15 protein-coding genes are annotated in these 18,795 nt (G+C 61.8%); 6 read left to right on the top strand and 9 right to left on the bottom strand.

Features of this window, described 5'->3' with window-relative positions; genetic code table 11:
- Positions 1-219: 219 nt before the first annotated feature.
- The 4 genes from P0D68_RS30620 to P0D68_RS30605 form a co-directional block, all read right to left on the bottom strand.
- Positions 220-495: a hypothetical protein gene (locus P0D68_RS30620; protein ID WP_408298225.1), complete on the bottom strand. Its 276-nt coding sequence runs from the start codon at positions 493-495 to the stop codon at positions 220-222.
- Positions 496-769: 274 nt separating this feature from the next.
- The gene (locus P0D68_RS30615) at positions 770-1,060 is read right to left on the bottom strand and encodes a hypothetical protein (RefSeq protein ID WP_408298227.1); all 291 of its coding nucleotides are present in this window, start codon (positions 1,058-1,060) and stop codon (positions 770-772) included.
- Between the two features lie 806 nt (positions 1,061-1,866).
- Positions 1,867-2,745, bottom strand: a complete 879-nt coding sequence (locus P0D68_RS30610; protein WP_408298229.1) for a lipid A biosynthesis lauroyl acyltransferase — start codon at positions 2,743-2,745, stop codon at positions 1,867-1,869.
- Positions 2,746-3,150: 405 nt separating this feature from the next.
- The gene (locus P0D68_RS30605) at positions 3,151-5,652 is read right to left on the bottom strand and encodes a penicillin-binding protein 1A (protein ID WP_408298231.1); all 2,502 of its coding nucleotides are present in this window, start codon (positions 5,650-5,652) and stop codon (positions 3,151-3,153) included.
- Positions 5,653-6,143: 491 nt separating this feature from the next.
- Between P0D68_RS30605 and P0D68_RS30600 the strand changes: the two genes are divergently transcribed.
- The 3 genes from P0D68_RS30600 to P0D68_RS30590 all read left to right on the top strand — a co-directional run bounded on the left by P0D68_RS30600 (position 6,144) and on the right by P0D68_RS30590 (position 9,163).
- Positions 6,144-6,770 (top strand): hypothetical protein, encoded by a 627-nt coding sequence (locus P0D68_RS30600; protein WP_408298233.1) that lies wholly within the window; start codon positions 6,144-6,146, stop codon positions 6,768-6,770.
- Between the two features lie 433 nt (positions 6,771-7,203).
- Positions 7,204-7,884: a PspA/IM30 family protein gene (locus P0D68_RS30595; RefSeq protein WP_011488613.1), complete on the top strand. Its 681-nt coding sequence runs from the start codon at positions 7,204-7,206 to the stop codon at positions 7,882-7,884.
- Between the two features lie 88 nt (positions 7,885-7,972).
- Positions 7,973-9,163, top strand: coding sequence for a tetratricopeptide repeat protein (locus tag P0D68_RS30590; protein ID WP_408298235.1), 1,191 nt, complete (start codon positions 7,973-7,975; stop codon positions 9,161-9,163).
- A 129-nt stretch (positions 9,164-9,292) separates the two neighbouring features.
- Here P0D68_RS30590 and P0D68_RS30585 read toward each other — a convergent pair whose 3' ends face one another.
- Positions 9,293-9,982: a TetR family transcriptional regulator gene (locus P0D68_RS30585; RefSeq protein WP_408187579.1), complete on the bottom strand. Its 690-nt coding sequence runs from the start codon at positions 9,980-9,982 to the stop codon at positions 9,293-9,295.
- Positions 9,983-10,127: 145 nt separating this feature from the next.
- Between P0D68_RS30585 and P0D68_RS30580 the strand changes: the two genes are divergently transcribed.
- From P0D68_RS30580 to P0D68_RS30570, 3 genes are all read left to right on the top strand, one after another.
- A complete protein-coding gene (locus P0D68_RS30580; RefSeq protein WP_408298237.1) occupies positions 10,128-11,630 on the top strand; it encodes a flavin-containing monooxygenase in 1,503 nt (500 codons plus the stop codon).
- Positions 11,631-11,722: 92 nt separating this feature from the next.
- Positions 11,723-12,709 carry an alpha/beta fold hydrolase gene (locus P0D68_RS30575; protein WP_408298239.1) on the top strand — a complete coding sequence of 329 codons (987 nt, stop codon included), beginning with the start codon at positions 11,723-11,725 and terminating at the stop codon, positions 12,707-12,709.
- A 436-nt stretch (positions 12,710-13,145) separates the two neighbouring features.
- Complete coding sequence (locus P0D68_RS30570) at positions 13,146-14,549, top strand: methyl-accepting chemotaxis protein (protein WP_408298241.1); 1,404 nt, start codon at positions 13,146-13,148, stop codon at positions 14,547-14,549.
- Between the two features lie 58 nt (positions 14,550-14,607).
- Here P0D68_RS30570 and P0D68_RS30565 read toward each other — a convergent pair whose 3' ends face one another.
- The 4 genes from P0D68_RS30565 to P0D68_RS30550 all read right to left on the bottom strand — a co-directional run bounded on the left by P0D68_RS30565 (position 14,608) and on the right by P0D68_RS30550 (position 18,711).
- The gene (locus tag P0D68_RS30565) at positions 14,608-15,426 is read right to left on the bottom strand and encodes an ABC transporter permease subunit (protein ID WP_408187587.1); all 819 of its coding nucleotides are present in this window, start codon (positions 15,424-15,426) and stop codon (positions 14,608-14,610) included.
- Positions 15,426-16,355 (bottom strand): ABC transporter permease subunit, encoded by a 930-nt coding sequence (locus P0D68_RS30560; RefSeq protein ID WP_091793673.1) that lies wholly within the window; start codon positions 16,353-16,355, stop codon positions 15,426-15,428. Before P0D68_RS30560 ends, P0D68_RS30565 begins: the two co-directional genes overlap by 1 nt.
- Positions 16,352-17,518 (bottom strand): ABC transporter ATP-binding protein, encoded by a 1,167-nt coding sequence (locus P0D68_RS30555; RefSeq protein ID WP_177204972.1) that lies wholly within the window; start codon positions 17,516-17,518, stop codon positions 16,352-16,354. The genes P0D68_RS30560 and P0D68_RS30555 overlap by 4 nt, the downstream gene beginning before the upstream one ends.
- 92 nt (positions 17,519-17,610) lie before the next feature.
- Positions 17,611-18,711, bottom strand: a complete 1,101-nt coding sequence (locus P0D68_RS30550; RefSeq protein WP_408298244.1) for a polyamine ABC transporter substrate-binding protein — start codon at positions 18,709-18,711, stop codon at positions 17,611-17,613.
- Positions 18,712-18,795 lie beyond the last annotated feature (84 nt).

The raw sequence follows: 18,795 nt of genomic DNA, 5'->3' as shown, positions 1-18,795 counted from the left end.
AAAGCCCATCCGTGATAAAGGCGCACGCGCTCATGCCTGGCCGAAAACTCAACGTCATACATCACACCCCCATGATCTTTTTGAGGGTCACGCCGCCGCTTCTGCGGGTGCGCTGTGAAGAGAAGACCGCTTGGATGCTGACCTGGACTCATAGGACCAGCCGGCTACCCGGCGCTGCGATCAGAATTGCGATGGTCGCAGCGCCGGGCACTTGGTCAGTTACTCCTCCGGTGACGCGTCAAGGGGGTGTTGCGTGACGTTTAAACGCTTTTTGACTTCAGGCCGCCCCTCCGCGATCACGTTAAGCATTGCTACGCCGAGCTGCCGCGCTAACTCGTCGTCAAATTCGAACTCATCGTCGTCCACAAAGAATGGTACTTCCATACACTCGGCCAGAAGCGGAGCCACCCTAGTTGACTCAACCATTTGCATGATCAACTGCTGTGGATTTTCGACGTAGGTCACAACCATTGAATACGGCGGACGTTTAAGCATTAATACCCCCTGCATTGTTGATATCTATCAAAAGCGTTCGCCAAGCATAGGGCCCAGTTTCGCTTCCCTCTTGGTCCGGCCAAAAGACGGCATTCGTCTCTGTCGTTTTCATACTGAGCATAGCATTCGGCTTCATGAGTTTCCCTACCGCCGCATTTAACGAATCCACCATCACCCCCCTTGAATAGGCTGCTGTAAAGCGTTGACCGCTTCGCAGAGCTCGTCAAATCCGGCACGAGCGAAGGATAGGGAACCTGCGCCTGATCGCTCAGCATCAACTCGCTGGTTTCGCGCCATGCCGGCAGTCAGGCGGGGTTTCGGTTGAGTTGCACCACTGATCAATTAGTGCGAGGTCGTTAATACACGCGTAGTTGCCCATACCACCCGGCGTGTTGCTCGTCACGTCGAGCTTGCAGGTCTTGGAACCCGGCGTGGCGCCGGACTTCGCGTACAGTGAGAAGCAGTCGTCTGCATTTGCGCTGAACGCAAGTATCAGCAACACGAACGCAGCCATCAGGCGGCCCGAAAATCCGGCCGCCTCCCCGTACAGTCTTTGTCTTTTCATTTTTATCCCTATTGGCTTGCTTTGTATTTGTTTGACGCACAAGCAACCTATAGGGACCAAGATGACCGGAAAATCCGACAACTCTTAAAATTACGCGCGACTTGCGTTCACACAAACCCCGACCAGGGAATGCCAACGCGAGATGTAGGAACCCATAACAAAAATTGTCAGATATCGTTGAGCCAAAGCAAAAGAATGGCGAACCCAAGGCATCCGATTCAGCCATATTCCCCGAGGCAACGAAGAAAAAATTTTTGGAGCACCGAGGACGATTACGACGTTTTGATAGATGCAGAACTGGCGCGCCGCCTTCACTTCAGCAAATAAGCTCGGCATTCTCGCCGTAGAGATCAAGCGCAGATATCAGACTCTAGTGCTGCGCCCGCAGAAAGCGGGCTATAGGAGTGTGTTCGTGCTGTGGTCGAGCGTTCCCGCTGCGAGGGCCGCGCACGGCTCGGTTGATCTTGCGACGAGCGCCACGCGCGATCATGCACCAAGTGGCATTTCGCGCGACTCGCCATCGAAACGGTAGCGGGAGTGGACACTGGTTCCCTTCGCACCAGTATGAACGTGGCCGGGGAAGCGGGTGCCGTCGTCCGAGTGCGGCCATGATCGAAGACCTTGTGCATCGCACGACACTTTATCCACAGTTTGTGTTGACAGACCTGTTGATAACATCCGGAGATACCAGCTAAGTCCTTGGCCGCGCACCACATTCTGCCGCCGACGCGTTTAGCGACGCCGCGCGCTCACCCAAGGGTGAGCGCAGCGACGCGCGCATTGCCGCAGCCCGTCACCGAACAGCATCAATAAACACTCGCCTCACCCGCCGGCCGGTTCTTGAAGCGCTTGTGCACCCAATAATATTGATCAGGAATCCGTCTAACCTGCGTCTCGAGAAACGCGGTGAGACGCCGCGCGTCGACCGCTACGTCGTCGGACGGAAAATCGCTCAGCGCTTCGAAGATATTCAGCTTATATCCGCGGTAGTCCGGCAACACCTCCGTGACGAACGGCACTACCCGCGCATTCGCCGCACGCGCCATCCGCGAGACGGAGGTCAGCGTGCAGGCCGGCACGCCGAAGAACGGCACGAACACCGAATCGCGCAAGCCGAAATCCATATCGGCGGCCAGCATTACGGGCTTGCCTTCGCGCAACGTGCGCAACGCGCGCCGCACGCTGTCGCTGCGCGGAATCATCTCGGTGCCGAAACGACCGCGCTGGCGCTTGGCCATCGCGTCGAAAAGAAGGTTCGACATCGGCGTATAGAGCGAGGCGACCGGATGCCGCGTCGAATACATCATGCAGCCCGCCTCGATGCCGACGAAATGGAAGCCGACGAAAATCGTCGGCTGACCCGTCATATCCGAGAGATCGATTGCGCTCTCCACCTCGACAAGGCGTGCGAGCGCCTGCGCATTACCGAACCACTGCGGCCCACGCTCGACATAGCTGCGGATAACGTGACAAAAGTGCGCACGCGCCAGACGTTCGCGCGCCTCGTCGCTCATATCTGGAAAACACAGCTTCAGGTTGGTATGTACGACGCGCCGGCGCGTGCTCGGAATGCGGTAGAGCAACGCGCCGATACCCGTGCCGATTCGTGCGACCACGCTATACGGCAGAAACGCAAACGCGCGCAGCAGACCTGTCATCAGACAGATCAGAATTCGATTTTTCACGAGGCGGGACCCGGTGGATGCTGGATGGCAAACACGCCGCCCGCCGCAACCTCAACATTGCCAACGGACGAAGTGACAGGCGCGCGCGTCATACCGGGTCTCGCGCGGCGCGGAGTTCGAGAATGGACGTCCCGCTCGCGGCGAGACGCAGTGGTGCTGGAGGCCGAAACCGTCTAGGGAATAGGCGTCCTTTAGGACCCTTGATAAATGCACCGCAGGCGTGATTAAAACACACTGCGCCTGCCGCGCACACAATCCGCCGGGTGGGCCACGCGGCAATCCGAGCGAAAGCCGCGCCAGGCGCCGCTTCGCTTCACTTTCAGAATCTTGCGTGCGCGGACTCCGCCGTGCTCATGCGGCCCGCACACGCCTGCTGCGCCCTACTGAACGTCCCCTTGCGGGACATCAGGGCTTGTTGGACTCGAACAAATCCATGATCTGCTTCTTCTCGTTCGACGAAACGCTAGGCGGAGGCACGACCGGCGGTGTCATGCCCGCGGGTCCCACGCCGCCGACCGCGTCGCTCACGCCCGCAGTCGGATTCGCCGAATCGAGACCGATGCTGGCCACGAAGCCATTGCCCGGCGTCATGTCCGTATAGAACAGCTCGCCGTCGACCGAAGTCACGCCGTCCGGCTGCGCCGGCTCGCTCTGCGGCACGCCACGCAACGCGCGCTGCATGTACTCCACCCAGATCGGCAAGGCCAGTTGCGCACCGAATTCACGGCTGCCGAGCGTCTTCGGCTGGTCATAACCCATCCACGCTACCGCCACGAGCGATTGCTGATAGCCGGCGAACCAGCCGTCTTTCGCGTCGTTGGTCGTACCGGTCTTGCCCTGCAAGTCCGAACGATGCAGCGCGTTGGTGCCGGCGCCCGTGCCGGCCGTCGCCACCGAATGCAGCAGGCTGTTCATGATGTACGCGTTACGCGGCTCGAGCGTACGCGGCGCATCGCGACCGGCTGTGAGCGGTTGCGCTTTGGAGAGCGGCTCGCCGCGCGCGTCCGTCACCTCGTTGATCAGATACGGATTGATCCGGTAGCCACCGTTCGCGAACACCGAATACGCACCCGCCGACTGCAACGGCGTGACGAGTCCCGCACCGAGCGCCATTGGCAGATACGGCGGGGTCTTGTCGGCGTCGAAGCCGAACCGCTGCGTGACGAAGTCTTGCGCGTACTTGGTGCCGATGAACGACAGAATGCGGATCGACACCAGGTTCTTCGACTTCTGCAACGCGAGACGCATCGGCATCGGACCGTCAGGCTGGTCGTCGTCCTTCGGCTCCCACGCGTCGCCGCCCGGCGTGCTCGACGGGAAATAGAGCGGCGCGTCGTTGATGATCGTGGCCGGTCCGAGACCCTTGTCGAGTGCCGCCGAATAGATGAACGGCTTGAAGCTCGAACCCGGCTGACGCCACGCCTGCGTGACGTGGTTGAACTTGTTCTTGTTGAAGTCGAAGCCGCCCACCAGCGCGCGAATCGCGCCGTCCTGCGGCGTGAGCGACACCAGCGCGCCCTCCACTTGCGGCAGTTGCGTGATCTGCCAGTTGCCCTTGTCGTCGGCGAGCACGCGCACGATCGAGCCGACCTTGATCTTCGTGGCGGCCGTGGCGCGCGCGCTCAACGCGCCGGCGACGAAACGCAGACCGTCGCCGCTGATCGCCAGCTGCGTGCCGTCCACCAGTTGCGCCTTGACCTGCTTCGGATTCACGTCCGTCACGACGGCGGCGATGATCTCGCCGTTATCGGGGTGATCGGTGAGCGCGTCGTCGATCGTCTGATCGCGGTCGTCACCCGGCGCGGGCAGTTGCACGAAGCCTTCCGGCCCGCGATAGCCATGGCGCCGCTCGTAATCCATCACGCCCTTGCGCACCGCGCGATAGGCGGCGTCCTGGTCGGCGGAGTCGATCGTGGTGGTGACGTTCAGGCCGCGCGTATAGGTTTCGTCCTTGTACTGCGCGTACATCATCTGCCGGACCATTTCGGCGATGTACTCGGCATGCACGCTATATTCGTTACCCGGATTCTTGGTGTGGATCTCTTCCTTCACCGCCTGGTCGTATTGCTCCTGGCTGATGTATTTCAGCTCGAGCATGCGCCGCAGAATGTACTCCTGACGGATCTTCGCGCGCTTCGGATTGACCACCGGGTTATACGCGGACGGCGCCTTCGGCAAACCGGCCAGCATCGCCGATTCCGCCAGCGTGATGTCTTTCAGGTCCTTACCGAAGTACACGCGCGCGGCAGCGGCAAAACCGTATGCGCGCTCGCCCAGATAAATCTGGTTCATGTACAGCTCGAGTATCTGATCCTTGGTCAGCGCGCGTTCGATCTTGTACGCGAGCAGCATTTCGTAGATCTTGCGCGTGTAGGTCTTCTCGCTGGAGAGGAAGAAGTTGCGCGCCACCTGCATGGTGATCGTGCTCGCGCCCTGTGAGGCGCCGCCGTGCGAAAGGTCGGACACACCCGCCCGCAGAATGCCGATGAAGTCGACGCCGCCGTGTTCGTAGAAGCGGTAGTCTTCGATCGCGAGCACCGCTTTCTTCATCTGATCGGGAATGTCCTGGAAGCGCACGAGACTGCGCCGCTCCTCGCCGAATTCGCCGATCAGCACATGGTCCGCGGTGTAGACGCGCAGCGGCACCTTCGGCCGATAGTCGGTCAGCGCGTCGAGCGACGGCAGTTGCGGCCCCATCACCACCAGCGCATAGCCGATGATCAGCGCGCCCACCACCGCGATAGTCGCGATCAGGCCGGCGAACCAGATGGCGAGGGTTGCGCCGATTGAACGGCGGCCGGCCTCGGCGTCGCGCGAAGCGGCATTGCGACCTGGCGTGCGTTGGTAGGAATCCCGGTCTTCACCAGACGGAGAATTGGATGAATGCGGTCGTTTGATGATTGGCATGACTGGAATAGTGGGCGCATGACTGAACGCCTTTCTGCACGCGCTCATGGCGCGCACATGGTTCGTGATCGAGCAGCGTAGCCTGAGGCGCAAACCACCGCGCGGCCCTTTGCCCCCGGCCGGCCGCACGGCATGCCCGGACCCTGTCCGGCGCAACGTAACAGCGCATTTTAAAAGAAATCGCGCGCGCTCCAAGTTAGTTTTTTTGTAAGAATTCCCTTCGCGCGAAAGGAGTCTGTAGTTCCGGGCAGTGACATGAGCGCTTTTGCGCCCCGCTGGAGTTATTCACAGAAAATGTTGAAAGGCCTGTGGACAAGCCGCCCGCAAACGCTACAACTCGTTGATGTCACGGGATTTTCACGTCGCGCCCGTTCCGCATCGGAGCAACTCGTCATATGATGGACTCCGCGCGCGCTAACACGTGCGCGCGCCGCGGCGTCCGCCAAATGCCCGCTTTGAACCGCCCATGCCAACAAGTATGCGAGCCGACCATGAACAAGCCCAGCGAACGCATCGTCGTATTCGTCACCACCGCGCAGAAACGCGCGATCACCTCCACCGCGGAGAATCTGGGCATCAGCGTCAGCGAGCTGATGCGGCGCGCGGTGCTGAGCTTCGGCGCGACTAGTGAACAGGTGAAGGCGGCGAGCATCGTCGACCGGCTGCGCGCGCCACGCGCGCCAGACGCGCTCGACGCCGCGCTGCAACGGGTCGCGCGCGGCACGCGGCATGCACGCGCCGCGCTGCCGCCGGCCCTGCAAACGCGCGTCGATGGCGCGACCGGCGGGTCCGCGCATAGCGAGGCAGGTTCCGCTTCGTCAAGGCCGGTCGCGAGTGAGTTGCCGCCCGCGTCAGTCGAAGGCGAACCCGTGCCTTTGCTCCCGGCGGGCGTCGCCGCCGCCCTCGCCGCAGAAATCGACGAGGAAGCCGCAGCAACCGCGGAAGCAGTCGCGCGCGTGGCAGCGGCCAAGGCGGCTTCGGTGCAAGGCTCCGCGCCTGAACCGTCCGACTCGGAAGCGCAACTGCGCAGCGTTCTCAAACGCCCTCGCCTCGACAGCGCGCACGAAGACGACGATCCGCTCGGTGATCCGAGCACGAAGGGCGGCCGCTTCGCCTGACCATCTGGTGCGATGCCTGTCGCGCCATGCCAGTCGGCACGTAACCGTTGCATATCGTTACATGTCCGTTCATTCGAATGCGCGAGCTTTCGGCAAATCCTTTCAGCAAGCCCTTTCGGCAATACACATGTGCCAAGGTTGGCGAATCTGTCATCGCTCCCTTTAAGGCGGTTTTAAGAGAGCACGTGGTGTAATATCCGCGAGCGTCGGATTGACGCGCCGCGCGATTTAACGATTGAACAGCTCGCCGCTGGATATTCGAATCGGACAAACGAATGGGACAATTTACGCCGCCGCTATTGCAATCGGTGCGTGCGCCCCGAACTCCGGTCCGAACGTTGCGCAGCTTCGCGCGCGGCGGCGTAAAGTAGCAGTTGAATGCAGTTGGGCGCGCGGGGTTATTCAGCGCCGTTTACATTCTTTGGAGGTTTTCATGTCGCTTTTTGACAGCATTTCGCGCACGCTCAAAGGTCTCCTGAACGACGCAGCCGATTCCGTGCAGGATCCGTCGCGCGACTCGCGCCAGATCGTGCGCGAACTCGACGAGAGCATCGCCAAAGCCGAGAACTCGCTGATCGAGATTCAGGCACAAGTGGCCACGCAGCAAAGTAAGCGCGATGTTGCCGCGGACAAGGCGAAGAAGTACGAAGACGGCGCCAAACGCGCGCTGCAATCCGGCGACGAAGCGCTCGCGCGTGAAGCCCTCGGCGCGCAAGCCACGGCCGAAGCCGAACGCGATGCGCTGGCGAAGGAGTTGACCACACTGGAGCCGTCGGTGGCACAACTGAAGAGTCAGATCGAAGACATGCGTACCCGTCGCAACGACCTGAACGCACGCTCGAACATTCTGCAAGCCAAGCAGCAGATCGCTCAGGCGAAAGATGTCGCGGCTACGGCGTTGGGCGGCATCGGCGGCAAGAATCTGTCCGAGGACTTCCAGAAGCTGGAAGACAAGGTTGCGCTGTCGAATGCGCGTTCGGACGCGCGCCTGAATTCGGCCGACGTGAAGAGCGGCAAGGCCCTCGACGACAAGCTCGCGGATCTGAACCGCGGTCCGTCCGTCGAAGATCGTCTCGAAGCGTTGAAGAAGCAGATCAACACGCCGGCCCAGTAATTGCGTCGGCAGCAGTACATACCGGCGGCCCTTGTGTGAGCCGCCGGAAACGACTGAAGGAGACGGGCGCAGCGCGCCCGGTCCGTAAATGAAAAAATTCCTCGCAACCGCGTTTGCCTCACTGCTGTTCGTGTCGGCTGCGGCGTTCGCCGTGCCGACGGTTCAGCAGATCGAATCGGCCATGTCGCAAGGCAACTGGCAGCAAGCCGACGCCGGCCTGAGCGAAGTGCTGCAGGCGCATCCGAACAATGCGCGCGCGCATTATCTGTACGCCCAGGTGCTCGACCGTGAAGGCCGTTCCGCCGACGCCCTCGCGCAGGTGCAACAGGCCAAGACCCTCGACCCGCAAATCCGCTTCACCGACCCGACCCGTTTCGCGCAAACCGAAGCACGCATTCGCAAGGATGCGGAACGCGCGGGCGCGGCGGCCGGCAACACCACGAGCCACGCGGCCAACCCGTTCGTGCAGCAGACCGCGCCCGCCGTGCAGCAGCAGTCGGCCATGATGTCGCAAGCGCCGCAACGGCATGGTCCAGGCATGGGCATGTGGATCGGCATTCTTGTCCTCGTCGGCGTGATCGCGCTCGTGCTGCGCTGGACCTTGCGTCGCGCCCGTACGCAGGGCGATACGCGCGCCGACGACGATCGTCGCGTGCAACTCAAGCGCGCCACTGAAATGCTCAACACCGTGCGTTCGCTCAAGCTCGACGTGAAGCTCTCCACGGTGCAAGGGCATGAGGCGCTGGAGAAGGAAGTCGAAGCGACCGAAGACCAGTTGCGCGGCCTCGTCGAATCCCTGTCGAACAGCAAGAGTCCAGTGCCGCCGTATCAGCTCGACGAACTCGAACAACGCCTCGGCAGTCTGCGCGCACGGGTGGATGGCAAGCCCGATCCGTATGCCGCGCCGGCCACCGGCACGCAACAGTCGCCGTATGCGCAGGAAGCCGAACGTTTCGGCAATCCGCCGCAAGCGCCCTATCCGCAGCAAGGACCGTATCAGCAACAACCGCAGGTCATCGTGCAGCAAGGCGGCAGCGGTTTTGGCGGCGGCATGGGCGGCCTGCTGACTGGCGTGCTGCTCGGTGAAGCGCTGAATTCCGGGCGTGAGCGCGTGGTGGAGCGTGACGTTATCGTCGACGACGAAGCGCGCCGCCGTGGCAATGACGGCGGCAATGGCGGTGGCCTCGACTTTGGCCAGGGCTCGAACGACTGGAGCGACAACAGCGGCGGCGTCGATATGGGCAGCAACGACGACTCCGGCGGCTGGAACGACACCTGAGCCCAGTCGCGGCTGAGATTCAATCAGTCGCGCAGGCATGCGTGGATGAAAACAGGCTCCTTCATGGAGCCTGTTTTCGTTATGGCGCTACGGTTCAGATTTCAGGCTTCGGGCTTCAAACCTCCGCCTTCATGCGCGCATCGAAAAAGGCGCCCTGCCCGCCTCATGTTGCGCCAGCAACACCGAACCCGCGAACAACCTCACGATAAAGCGCTCCGCATACGCGACCAGCGCATCGCGGCGTGCGCTGTCCGCATGAATGTACTCCGCCGACAAGTGGAACAGTTGCAGCACGGTCTGCGTGCAGACCTCGTCGACGGTTTCGCGCGAGAGTGTCGGCATCAGGTCCAGTTGCACGACGTCGTCGGCCATTTCCGCCGACACCTCGTGCAGGTTCGCACGCACGGCCTCGCGCAACGCCCTCGACGTGCCATGATATTCGGCCAGCGCACTTAGAAACGCCTCGCGGTTCTCCAGCGCGAACGCAAAGAACGCGACGCAGGCACGGCGCGGCACGCTATGCGGTTCGTCGTGCGCAGCGAGCCAGCGCTCGCGACGCAGCATCGGCCGCAAACGGCGGCTCACCGATTCGACGGCTTCGCGCGCCAGATCGTCGAGCGTGTTGAAATGGCGATAGAACGTGTTGGGGTTGAGCCCGGCCTCGCGCGCCAGTTCGCGCAAACCCAGGCTCGCAAAACCGCGGCCGCCCGCGGTCAGGCGCAATGCGGCTTCGATCAGTTTGCGCTTGCCTGGCGGCAATTCCTGCCCCGCGGCAATGCCATGCTCGGCGGTGGACGCCGCTTCGGGTACGGATGTCATGTGGATTCAATCGAGGCGCGTCACGCGCGTTTAATGGCAACACTCTAAACGATCTTGACGCGAGGTGCACAGTTGTCTACCCTGCGCGATAAGCTGCAGTAGACATCTGTATACGCTCGCAATTCGCCCCATGCCGGAGACCGCCGTGACGCCTGCCTCATCCGCCCCGCCTGCCGCCCCACCTGCCGCGCCACGCATCGCGATTGTCGGAAGCGGCTTTGCCGGCATCGGCATGGCGATTCGCCTGCAACGCATGGGCATCACCTCGTTCACGATTTACGAGGCTGCCGGCGATATCGGTGGTACGTGGCGCGACAACACCTATCCCGGCGCGGCCTGCGACGTGCCCTCGCATCTCTATTCGTTTTCGTTCGAGCCGAATCCGGCGTGGTCGCGTGCGTTCGGCGGCCAGGCCGAGATCTTCGCTTATCTGAAGCATTGCGCCCGCAAATACGGTGTGGACCGCTACGTGCGCTACAACGCGCGCGTGAGCGCGGCGCGTTTCGACGAAGCGCGCCAGGTCTGGTGCGTCGAGCTCGATGTGAATGGCGTGCGTGAAAGCATCGAAGCCGACGTCGTGATCGCCGCGAGCGGCCCGCTGTCGCGCCCGGCCATGCCGCGAATCGCGGGGCTCGAACGCTTCGAAGGCAAGCTGTTTCATTCGGCGCGCTGGGACCACGCGTATCCGCTCGACGGCAAACGCGTCGCGGTAATCGGCACCGGCGCAAGCGCGATCCAGTTCGTGCCGCAAATCCAGCCGCGCGTCGCGCACCTCGATCTGTTCCAGCGCACCGCGCCATGGGTCATGCCCAAACCCGACAAGCCGATCGACGCGCGCGCCCAGTGGCTGTTCCGGCATCTGCCGTTCACGCAGCGCTTCGTGCGCAGCGCGATCTACTGGCAACTCGAATCGCGCGCTATCGCGTTCGTGGTCAATCCGAAACTGATGAAAGTGCCGATGAAGTTCGGCCTGAGCTATCTCGAACGGCGCGTCAAGGACCCCGCACTGCGCGCCAAGGTCACGCCGAACTACCGCCTCGGCTGCAAGCGCGTGCTGCTTTCGAGCGACTACTATCCCGCGCTCAGCCAGCCGAACGTGGACGTAGTGACAAGCGGCATTCGCGAGATCGTCGCCGACGGTATCGTGACCGAAGATGGCGCGCATCATCGCGCCGACGCGCTCATCTGCGGCACGGGCTTTCAGGTCAACGACGTCGGCGCGCCCTTCGACGTGACCGGCCTCGACGGTGCGGATCTCGGCGCCCTGTGGCTGCGCGACGGACCGGAGGCCTACCTCGGCGTCAGCATTGCGAACTTCCCGAACTTCTTCATGATCGTCGGCCCGAATACCGGGCTCGGCCACAACTCGATGATCTACATGATCGAGTCGCAAGTGCAGTACATCGCCGATTGCCTGCGCGTACTGCGGCGCCGCAAAGCACGCACGATGACTCTGCGGCCCGACGTGCAGCGCGAGTTCAACGCGCGTTTGCAAAAGGACATGCAGCACTCCGTATGGGTGAGCGGCTGTCACAGCTGGTATCAGACCCGAAGCGGCAAGGTCACTGCGTTGTGGCCCGGCTTCACTTTCAGCTTTCGCAAACGCACGCGGCGCGTGCGTCCGCACGACTATCGCTTCGCGCCCTGACGACATGAGCGGTGGCTGATGGACTGGGAGAGTGAGACGCCGCCGATGCAATCCGATTCGAAGCCAATCGAACCAAAAGGGAGACAACAACCATGGCAAGCATCGACTCCAGCACGTCCGCCTCCAACCCGTTGCCGTCGCGCTCGCTCGCCGCGCGCCTCGGCATCACCAGCGTGCCGCGCGAAGAACTGCGGCGGCGCTACACGCAAAGCGGCTCCAGATTCGTGAAGATAATGGGCGCCGACGTGCATTACGTCGACGAAGGCAGCGGCGACATCATCGTGATGATCCACGGCTTCGCGTCTTCGCTGCATACATGGAATCGGGTCGCCGACGAACTCAAGCGCGAGTATCGCGTGATCCGCCTCGATCTGCCGCCGTTCGGCGTGACAGGACCGTTGCGCTCCAGCAGCGGCGCAATCGAAACGATGAATCTGCCGACCTATCGTCGTTTCATCGACACGTTCCTGCAGGCACTCGGCGTCTCGCGCGCGACCTTCATTGGCAATTCACTCGGCGGGCTGATCTCGTGGGACTACGCGGTTCGACATCGCGAAGCCGCTGAACGGCTCGTGCTGATCGACTCGGCCGGCTTCCCGATGAAGCTGCCGATTTACATCGGCCTGTTCAATAGCGCGCTGGTGCGGGTCAGTTCGCCGTGGTGGCTGCCCGAGGCCATCATCAAAAGCGCGGTGCGCAATGTCTATGGCGATCCGCGCAAGATCGACGCGGTGACACTGCGCCGCTACGTCGAGTTCTTCCACGGCGAAGGCACGCGCGAAGCAATCGGCAAGATGGTGCCCACGCTCGACTTCAAGGAAGTCGACACGGACGTGCTAAAGACCCTGGACGTGCCGGCGCTGGTGCTATGGGGTGCGAAGGATCGCTGGATTCCGACGGCGCACGCGGCGGAATTCGCGAGCCGCATTCCGCGCGCGAAATCGGTCATGTATGCGGGGCTCGGCCACATTCCCATGGAAGAAGCGCCGGAGCGCGTCATGGCCGATCTGCGCGCGTTTCTCGGCACGCCTCGCGCGGGTCTTCCGGTTGACGAAGGCACGTATCGCGCGCCGGTATGATCCGACGCTTTTTCAGTTCCGCAGTTTTCCCCGCTGACTCCTTCAATCGATGATTCGCGCGCGGCCGTAGCGCGCGAATCTCGCACGCCCTTTTCGCACGCCCTTCCCTTGCACCGCGCCGGCGCGCTCAGCCACCGCCGAGCAGAAGCAGCAGCCCCCACAGAAACTTGCAGAGCATGACGATCAGCTCCCACAGATGAGAGAGCTGTTGCCAGCCCGAAACGCGCGCGAAGGAGTCGATCATGGTTGCTGGTAAGAGAAAGAAAGGTCTGCGGTGAAGCTGCGGATCGCGATTTGACCGCACATGATAGCGACTGCGGGATACCCCGTATCAAGTCGACTGAAAGTCTGCCGTAGATGCATCAGGAAGACGCTGCATCCGTATTGGATGATTGTGTCGATTGAATGCGCCAAGCACACCATCCAGGAGACGACCATGACGCGTTTCAGCTTTCGCCGACCGACCCGTTCGCAGACGGTTGTCGGCGATATTGCCGCGCAAGCCGGCAAGCTGGGCATCGAGATCTGCGACGTATCGGGCCACGTCGACGAAGTGGCCGCGCGCGTGCAGCGCCAGGCGCACGTATGCCGCGCGCTGCGCGAATCGGCAGCGCAGACGCTCGCGGGCAATCACCGCATTGCCGAGGCCGCGCGGAAAATGAGCCATGTATCCGCGGAAGCCGCGACCGGCGTGCAGGACTCGCAGCAGACGCTCGAAGCGTCGCTGGCCGACATCCATGGACTCGTGGAAGGCGTAACGGTGATCGAAAGCCAGATCGGCGCGTTGCGCAGCGCGCTGGCGCATGTGAGCCGCGTATCCGAGGAGATTTCGCTGATCGCCCGCCAGACGCATCTGCTCGCGCTGAATGCCGCGATCGAAGCCGCGCGCGCCGGCGATTCCGGCAAGAGCTTCGCCGTGGTGGCGGCCGAGGTGAAGAACCTCTCGGCGAAAACCGCGCAGGCCACGGGACAGATCGAGACGACGCTCGCCCAACTCACGCAGCAGACCGAGCAGTTGATCACGGAGGGTTCCGCCAACACCGAGCGAGCACACCGCGTGCGGGAAGGCACGCGGAAGATCGGCGACGTCGTGCATGCAACCGGCGACGCAATCGCGCATCTGAACAACGAGGCGGGACAGATCGCCGTGTTGACCGGCGAGATTGAAACGCAATGCGACGGGCTCGAGGCGCAGGTGTTGGAAATCGCGAGCGGCGTGGAGGATTCGAGCGAAAACTTCGTGCAGGCGAAGGACCGTTTGGGGAATCTGCTCGGCGTATCCGAGACCTTGATCGAACTGACTGCCGCGACGGGTGTGGAAACGGCGGATACGCGGTTTATCGAAGCCGTGCAGAAGGCGGCGGCCGCCGTGAGCAAGGCATTCGAAACAGCCGTGGCGCGCGGTGAAGTGTCGATCGAAGATCTGTTCGATCAGCGCTATGTGCCGGTGGCCGGGAGCAATCCGCCGCAGTTTTTAACGCGGTTTACCGCATTCACCGACCGCGTGCTGCCGGCTATTCAGGAGCCTTTGCTCGATCTCGATCCGCGAGCGGCGTTTTGTGCGGCGATCGATTTGCGCGGTTATCTGCCAACGCACAATCTCAAGTTCTCTTTGCCGCAGCGTGATGACGTGGTCTGGAATATGGCGAATTGCCGTAACCGGCGCATGTTCGATGATCGAACCGGGATCGCCGCCGCCTCACATACGAAGCCGTTCTTGCTGCAAACCTATCGGCGCGATATGGGCGGCGGGGAGTTCGTGCTGATGAAGGACGCCTCCGCGCCGGTTTTTGTCGGAGGCCGGCATTGGGGCGGGGTTCGGATCGGCTATAAGGTTTGAGGTTACCGGTTGGGTGGCCGGTCCGTTGCGGACACACACCCAACCACCACCCTAAGCTCTAAACCGCCATGACTGCCCGCTTCCTCTCGGCCCGCTGCATGAAATAGTTGGCGAGCACCACCCCAACTGTCACCACCGCAATAAACAGCGTAGCCAACGCATTCATCTCCGGATTCAGCCCCAACCGGACGCGCGAGAAAACGACCAGGGGCAAGGTCGTCGAACCAGGCCCGGACAGGAACGCCGACAGCACCAGATCGTCGATCGACAAAGTGAACGACAACAACCAACCGGACACAAGCGCCTGGGAAATTAACGGCAGCGTGATGAAGAAAAACACCCGCAACGGTGTAGCCCCAAGGTCTAACGCCGCCTCTTCCAGCGAAGGATGCAACTCCTTCACCCTCGACTGCACGATGATCGCCACATAGGAAATACACAGCATGACATGCCCGATCCAGATCGTGAAAATGCCACGTCCGGCCGGCCATCCCAACCACTTGGCCATTTCGATAAAGAGGAGCAGCAACGAAATCCCCTGAATCACCTCGGGAATCACCAACGGCGCGTTGATCATGCCCGTATACAGCGTGAAGCCGCGAAAGCGCCCCATGCGCGCAAGCACGAACCCCGCCCACGTACCGATGATCACCGAAGCAAACGCCGTCAACAACGCCACCCGCAGCGACAGCCACGCGGCCGCGATCAGTTCGTCATCCTGCAGCAACGCCGCATACCAGCGCGTCGAAAACCGCGTCCATACCGTGACCAGTTGCGATTCATTGAACGAATACACAATCAGACTGACGATCGGTATGTAAAGAAACAGAAACCCAATCCCCAGGGCAATGAACTGCAAAATCCGGTTCGGCTTCATCAGCGCCTTTCCTCCATCGCCTTCGCCTGCGCGTACTGGAAAAACGCCATCGGCACCAACAACAACAACACCATCGCGCACGTCACGGCTGACGCCATCGGCCAATCGGCATTGTCGAAGAACTCATTCCACATCACGCGGCCGATCATCAGCGTATTCGCGCCGCCCAGCAATTCGGGAATCACGTACTCACCCACCGCCGGAATGAACACCAGCAAACAACCGGCGATAATGCCGTTCTTCGAAAGCGGCAAGGTGATCTGCCAGAACGCCTTCCACGGCCTCGCGCCGAGATCGTAGGCGGCCTCCAGCAGCGTCATGTCCATCTTCACCAGATGCGCATACAGCGGCATGACGAGAAACGGCAGATACGAATAGACCATGCCGATATAAACGGCAGTGTTCGTGTGATACAGCTCGATCGGCGAATGAATCAACCCGACCGACATCAGGAAGTTGTTCAGCAAGCCGTTGTTCTTCAGGATGCCGATCCACGCATACACGCGAATCAGGAAGGAAGTCCAGAACGGCAGCATCACGGCCATCATCAGCAGATTGCGGCTGGCCGGATTCGAACGCGCGATGTAATACGCCATCGGATAGCCGATCAGCAGACACAGCAGCGTCGAGATCGCGGCCACCACCACGGAATTCACGTAGGTCGCGAAATAGAGGCTGTCGGTCAGCAAAAACGCGTAATGCGACAGGTCGAGCGTGATATGAACCGCGCCGTCCGCGAATTTGGTCAACTCCGTATACGGCGGAATGCCGAGCTGCAAATCGGCGAAGCTGATCTTGACGACCAGCAGGAACGGCACGAGGAAAAACAGCAGCAGCCAGATGAACGGCCCGGCCACCACCGCCGTGCGGCCGGTCAGGTTGAAGCGCCGCACCGGCCAGGTTGCGAAGGAATTGAACGAGCGCTTCATGACGTCAACACCACACCGGCCGAGGCGCTCCAGCGCACGTACACTTCGTCGCCCCAGGTGGGCGGATCGATCTCGGTCAGCGCGAGGCTCGTCACATTCGCGATTACCGTTTTGCCGGCGTCGAGCTTCACGTGATAGAGCGAATAGCCCCCCATGTAAGCGATATTCGTGACGACGCCCTTGCCCCAGTTGTACGCACCCTCCGGCGGTTTGCGCGTGAGCGCGATGCGCTCGGGGCGCACCGAAATCGTCACCGGCATGCCGAGCGGACCGGTGATGCCGTGGCTCACATACAGGCGGCACGGCAGATCGGGCGTTTCGATGAACACGTGATCGGGCTCGTCTTCGACCGTATGGCCTTCGAACAGATTCGTCGAGCCGATGAATTCGGCCGAAAAGCGGCTATTCGGATACTCGTAGACTTCGTGCGGCGTGCCGAGCTGAATGATCTCGCCTTCGCTCATCACCGCGAGGCGGCCCGCCATGGTCATCGCCTCTTCCTGATCGTGCGTCACCATCACGCAGGTCACGCCGACCTTGTCGAGAATGTTCACCAGCTCGATCTGGGTGCGCTGACGGATCTGCTTGTCGAGCGCGGACATCGGCTCGTCGAGCAGCAACAGCTTGGGCCGCTTGACCAGCGAACGCGCCAGCGCCACGCGCTGCTGCTGGCCGCCGGAAAGCTGATTTGGCTTGCGCTTCGCGAAGCGGCCCATCTGCACGAGTTCGAGCGCGGTTTGCACGCGGTCCTTCAGTTCGGCCTTGGGCACGCCTTCCTGCTTCAGACCGAAGGCGACGTTGCCCTCTACCGTCATGTGAGGAAACAGCGCGTACGACTGAAACATCATGTTGACCGGCCGGCGGTACGGCGGCAATTGCGCGAGGTCTTCACCGTCGATCAGGATCTTGCCCGAGGTCACGCTTTCGAGCCCGGCCATCATGCGCAACAAGGTCGACTTGCCGCAGCCGGAACTGCCGAGCAGCGCGAACAGTTCGCCCTTCTTTACCGACAGGTTGACGCCCTTGACCGCCACGGTCTCACCGAACTTCTTCACCACGTCGACGATCTGGACGAAGTTGTCCGTGGCGTCACCCGTAACGGCGTTCAGGCTCGGGGACGGCGCGGCGGCCCCTGCCAGCGCGCCCGACTGGTCACTACTCATCACAATGCTTTACTCCGGCGTTTGACGAACAAAGCCCCCGGTGAACACCGAGGGCTTCATGATGATGCTTACCCGTTCACACCGGCCGCGGGTCAGCGGCCGGACTTGAATTCAGTCCACAGCCGCGTTTGCAGCCGCTGGATTTCCGGCGGCAACGGCTTGAGCAGGAACAGAGTCTTGATGACTTCAGGCGAAGGATAGACGGCCGGGTCGTTCGCCACGTCCTTGTCCACGTACTTGCGCGCTTCGAGGTTGGCGCTCGGATAGTAGACGGCGTTGGTAATCGCGGCGTGAACCTGCGGCGTTTCGATGTAGTTGATCCACTCGAGCGCGGCGTCCTTGTTCTTGGCGTCTTTCGGAATCGCCATCACGTCGAACCACACCGGGGCGCCGCCCTTCGGAATGTAATACTCGACCTTATAGGGCTTCTTCGCCTCGACCGCGCGATGCTTGGCGATCACGACGTCGCCCGACCAGCCGTACGCAAAGCACACATCGCCACCCACCAGGTCGTTGATGTAGCCCGACGAGTTGAACTGCGTGATATACGGGCGGATCTTCTTCATCATGTCGAGCGCGGCGCGATAGTCGGCCGGGTTCGTGCTCATCGGATCCTTGCCGATATAGTGCAGCGCGGCCGCGAACATCTGGTCCGGCGCGTCGAGCACGGACACGCCACAGGCCTTCAGCTTCGAAATGTTTTCCGGCTTGAAGAGCACGTCCCAGCTGTCGAGCGGAACGCTCTTGCCGAGGATCTGCTGCGCTTTGGTGACGTTGTAGCCGAGGCCGGTCGTGCCGTAAGCCCAGGGCACGGTGAATTTATTGCCGGGATCGGCGCCGGCGACGAGCGCCATCAGCGACGGATCGAGGTACTTCAGGTTCGGCAGTTTGGATTTGTCGAGCGGTGCGAAGATGCCGGCGGCGATCTGCTTGCCGGCGTAATTGCTGGTCGGCACGACGATGTCGTAGCCGGAATTGCCGGTGAGGAGCTTGGCTTGCAGCGTGTCGTCGCTGTCGTAGTTGTCGTATTTGACCTGGACGCCGGACTGCTTGGTGAAGTTGGGAACGGTGTCCTTGGCGATGTAATCGGACCAGTTATACACGTTTAGCTGCGTGTCTTTCGCAGCGGCCGTCAACCAGGGCGTCGCGCACAAGACCAGCGCCGCCACCTGCCCCACTACCCGTCTTTTCATCCCGTTCTCCGATCCTGACCGGCCGAGCCGACCGTCTTCACCTACGCCGCGGCACAGCGCGCGGCTCCCCTGAAAAACCCGAAA

The organism is Paraburkholderia sp. RL17-380-BIE-A (assembly GCF_046028085.1).
In the GTDB taxonomy this organism is placed as follows: domain Bacteria; phylum Pseudomonadota; class Gammaproteobacteria; order Burkholderiales; family Burkholderiaceae; genus Paraburkholderia.
This window is presented reverse-complemented; position numbering and strand designations above follow the sequence as displayed.

What these genes read in the sequence shown, in the direction of transcription:
- P0D68_RS30620 (WP_408298225.1), bottom strand. Translation starts at nt 495, where the DNA reads ATGCTTAAACGTCCGCCGTATTCAATGGTTGTGACCTACGTCGAAAAT.
- P0D68_RS30585 (WP_408187579.1), bottom strand. Translation starts at nt 9,982, where the DNA reads ATGACATCCGTACCCGAAGCGGCGTCCACCGCCGAGCATGGCATTGCC.
- P0D68_RS30575 (WP_408298239.1), top strand. Translation starts at nt 11,723, where the DNA reads ATGGCAAGCATCGACTCCAGCACGTCCGCCTCCAACCCGTTGCCGTCG.
- P0D68_RS30565 (WP_408187587.1), bottom strand. Translation starts at nt 15,426, where the DNA reads ATGAAGCCGAACCGGATTTTGCAGTTCATTGCCCTGGGGATTGGGTTT.
- P0D68_RS30555 (WP_177204972.1), bottom strand. Translation starts at nt 17,518, where the DNA reads ATGAGTAGTGACCAGTCGGGCGCGCTGGCAGGGGCCGCCGCGCCGTCC.
- P0D68_RS30615 (WP_408298227.1), bottom strand. Translation starts at nt 1,060, where the DNA reads ATGAAAAGACAAAGACTGTACGGGGAGGCGGCCGGATTTTCGGGCCGC.
- P0D68_RS30570 (WP_408298241.1), top strand. Translation starts at nt 13,146, where the DNA reads ATGACGCGTTTCAGCTTTCGCCGACCGACCCGTTCGCAGACGGTTGTC.
- P0D68_RS30590 (WP_408298235.1), top strand. Translation starts at nt 7,973, where the DNA reads ATGAAAAAATTCCTCGCAACCGCGTTTGCCTCACTGCTGTTCGTGTCG.
- P0D68_RS30600 (WP_408298233.1), top strand. Translation starts at nt 6,144, where the DNA reads ATGAACAAGCCCAGCGAACGCATCGTCGTATTCGTCACCACCGCGCAG.
- P0D68_RS30560 (WP_091793673.1), bottom strand. Translation starts at nt 16,355, where the DNA reads ATGAAGCGCTCGTTCAATTCCTTCGCAACCTGGCCGGTGCGGCGCTTC.
- P0D68_RS30605 (WP_408298231.1), bottom strand. Translation starts at nt 5,652, where the DNA reads ATGCCAATCATCAAACGACCGCATTCATCCAATTCTCCGTCTGGTGAA.
- P0D68_RS30595 (WP_011488613.1), top strand. Translation starts at nt 7,204, where the DNA reads ATGTCGCTTTTTGACAGCATTTCGCGCACGCTCAAAGGTCTCCTGAAC.
- P0D68_RS30550 (WP_408298244.1), bottom strand. Translation starts at nt 18,711, where the DNA reads ATGAAAAGACGGGTAGTGGGGCAGGTGGCGGCGCTGGTCTTGTGCGCG.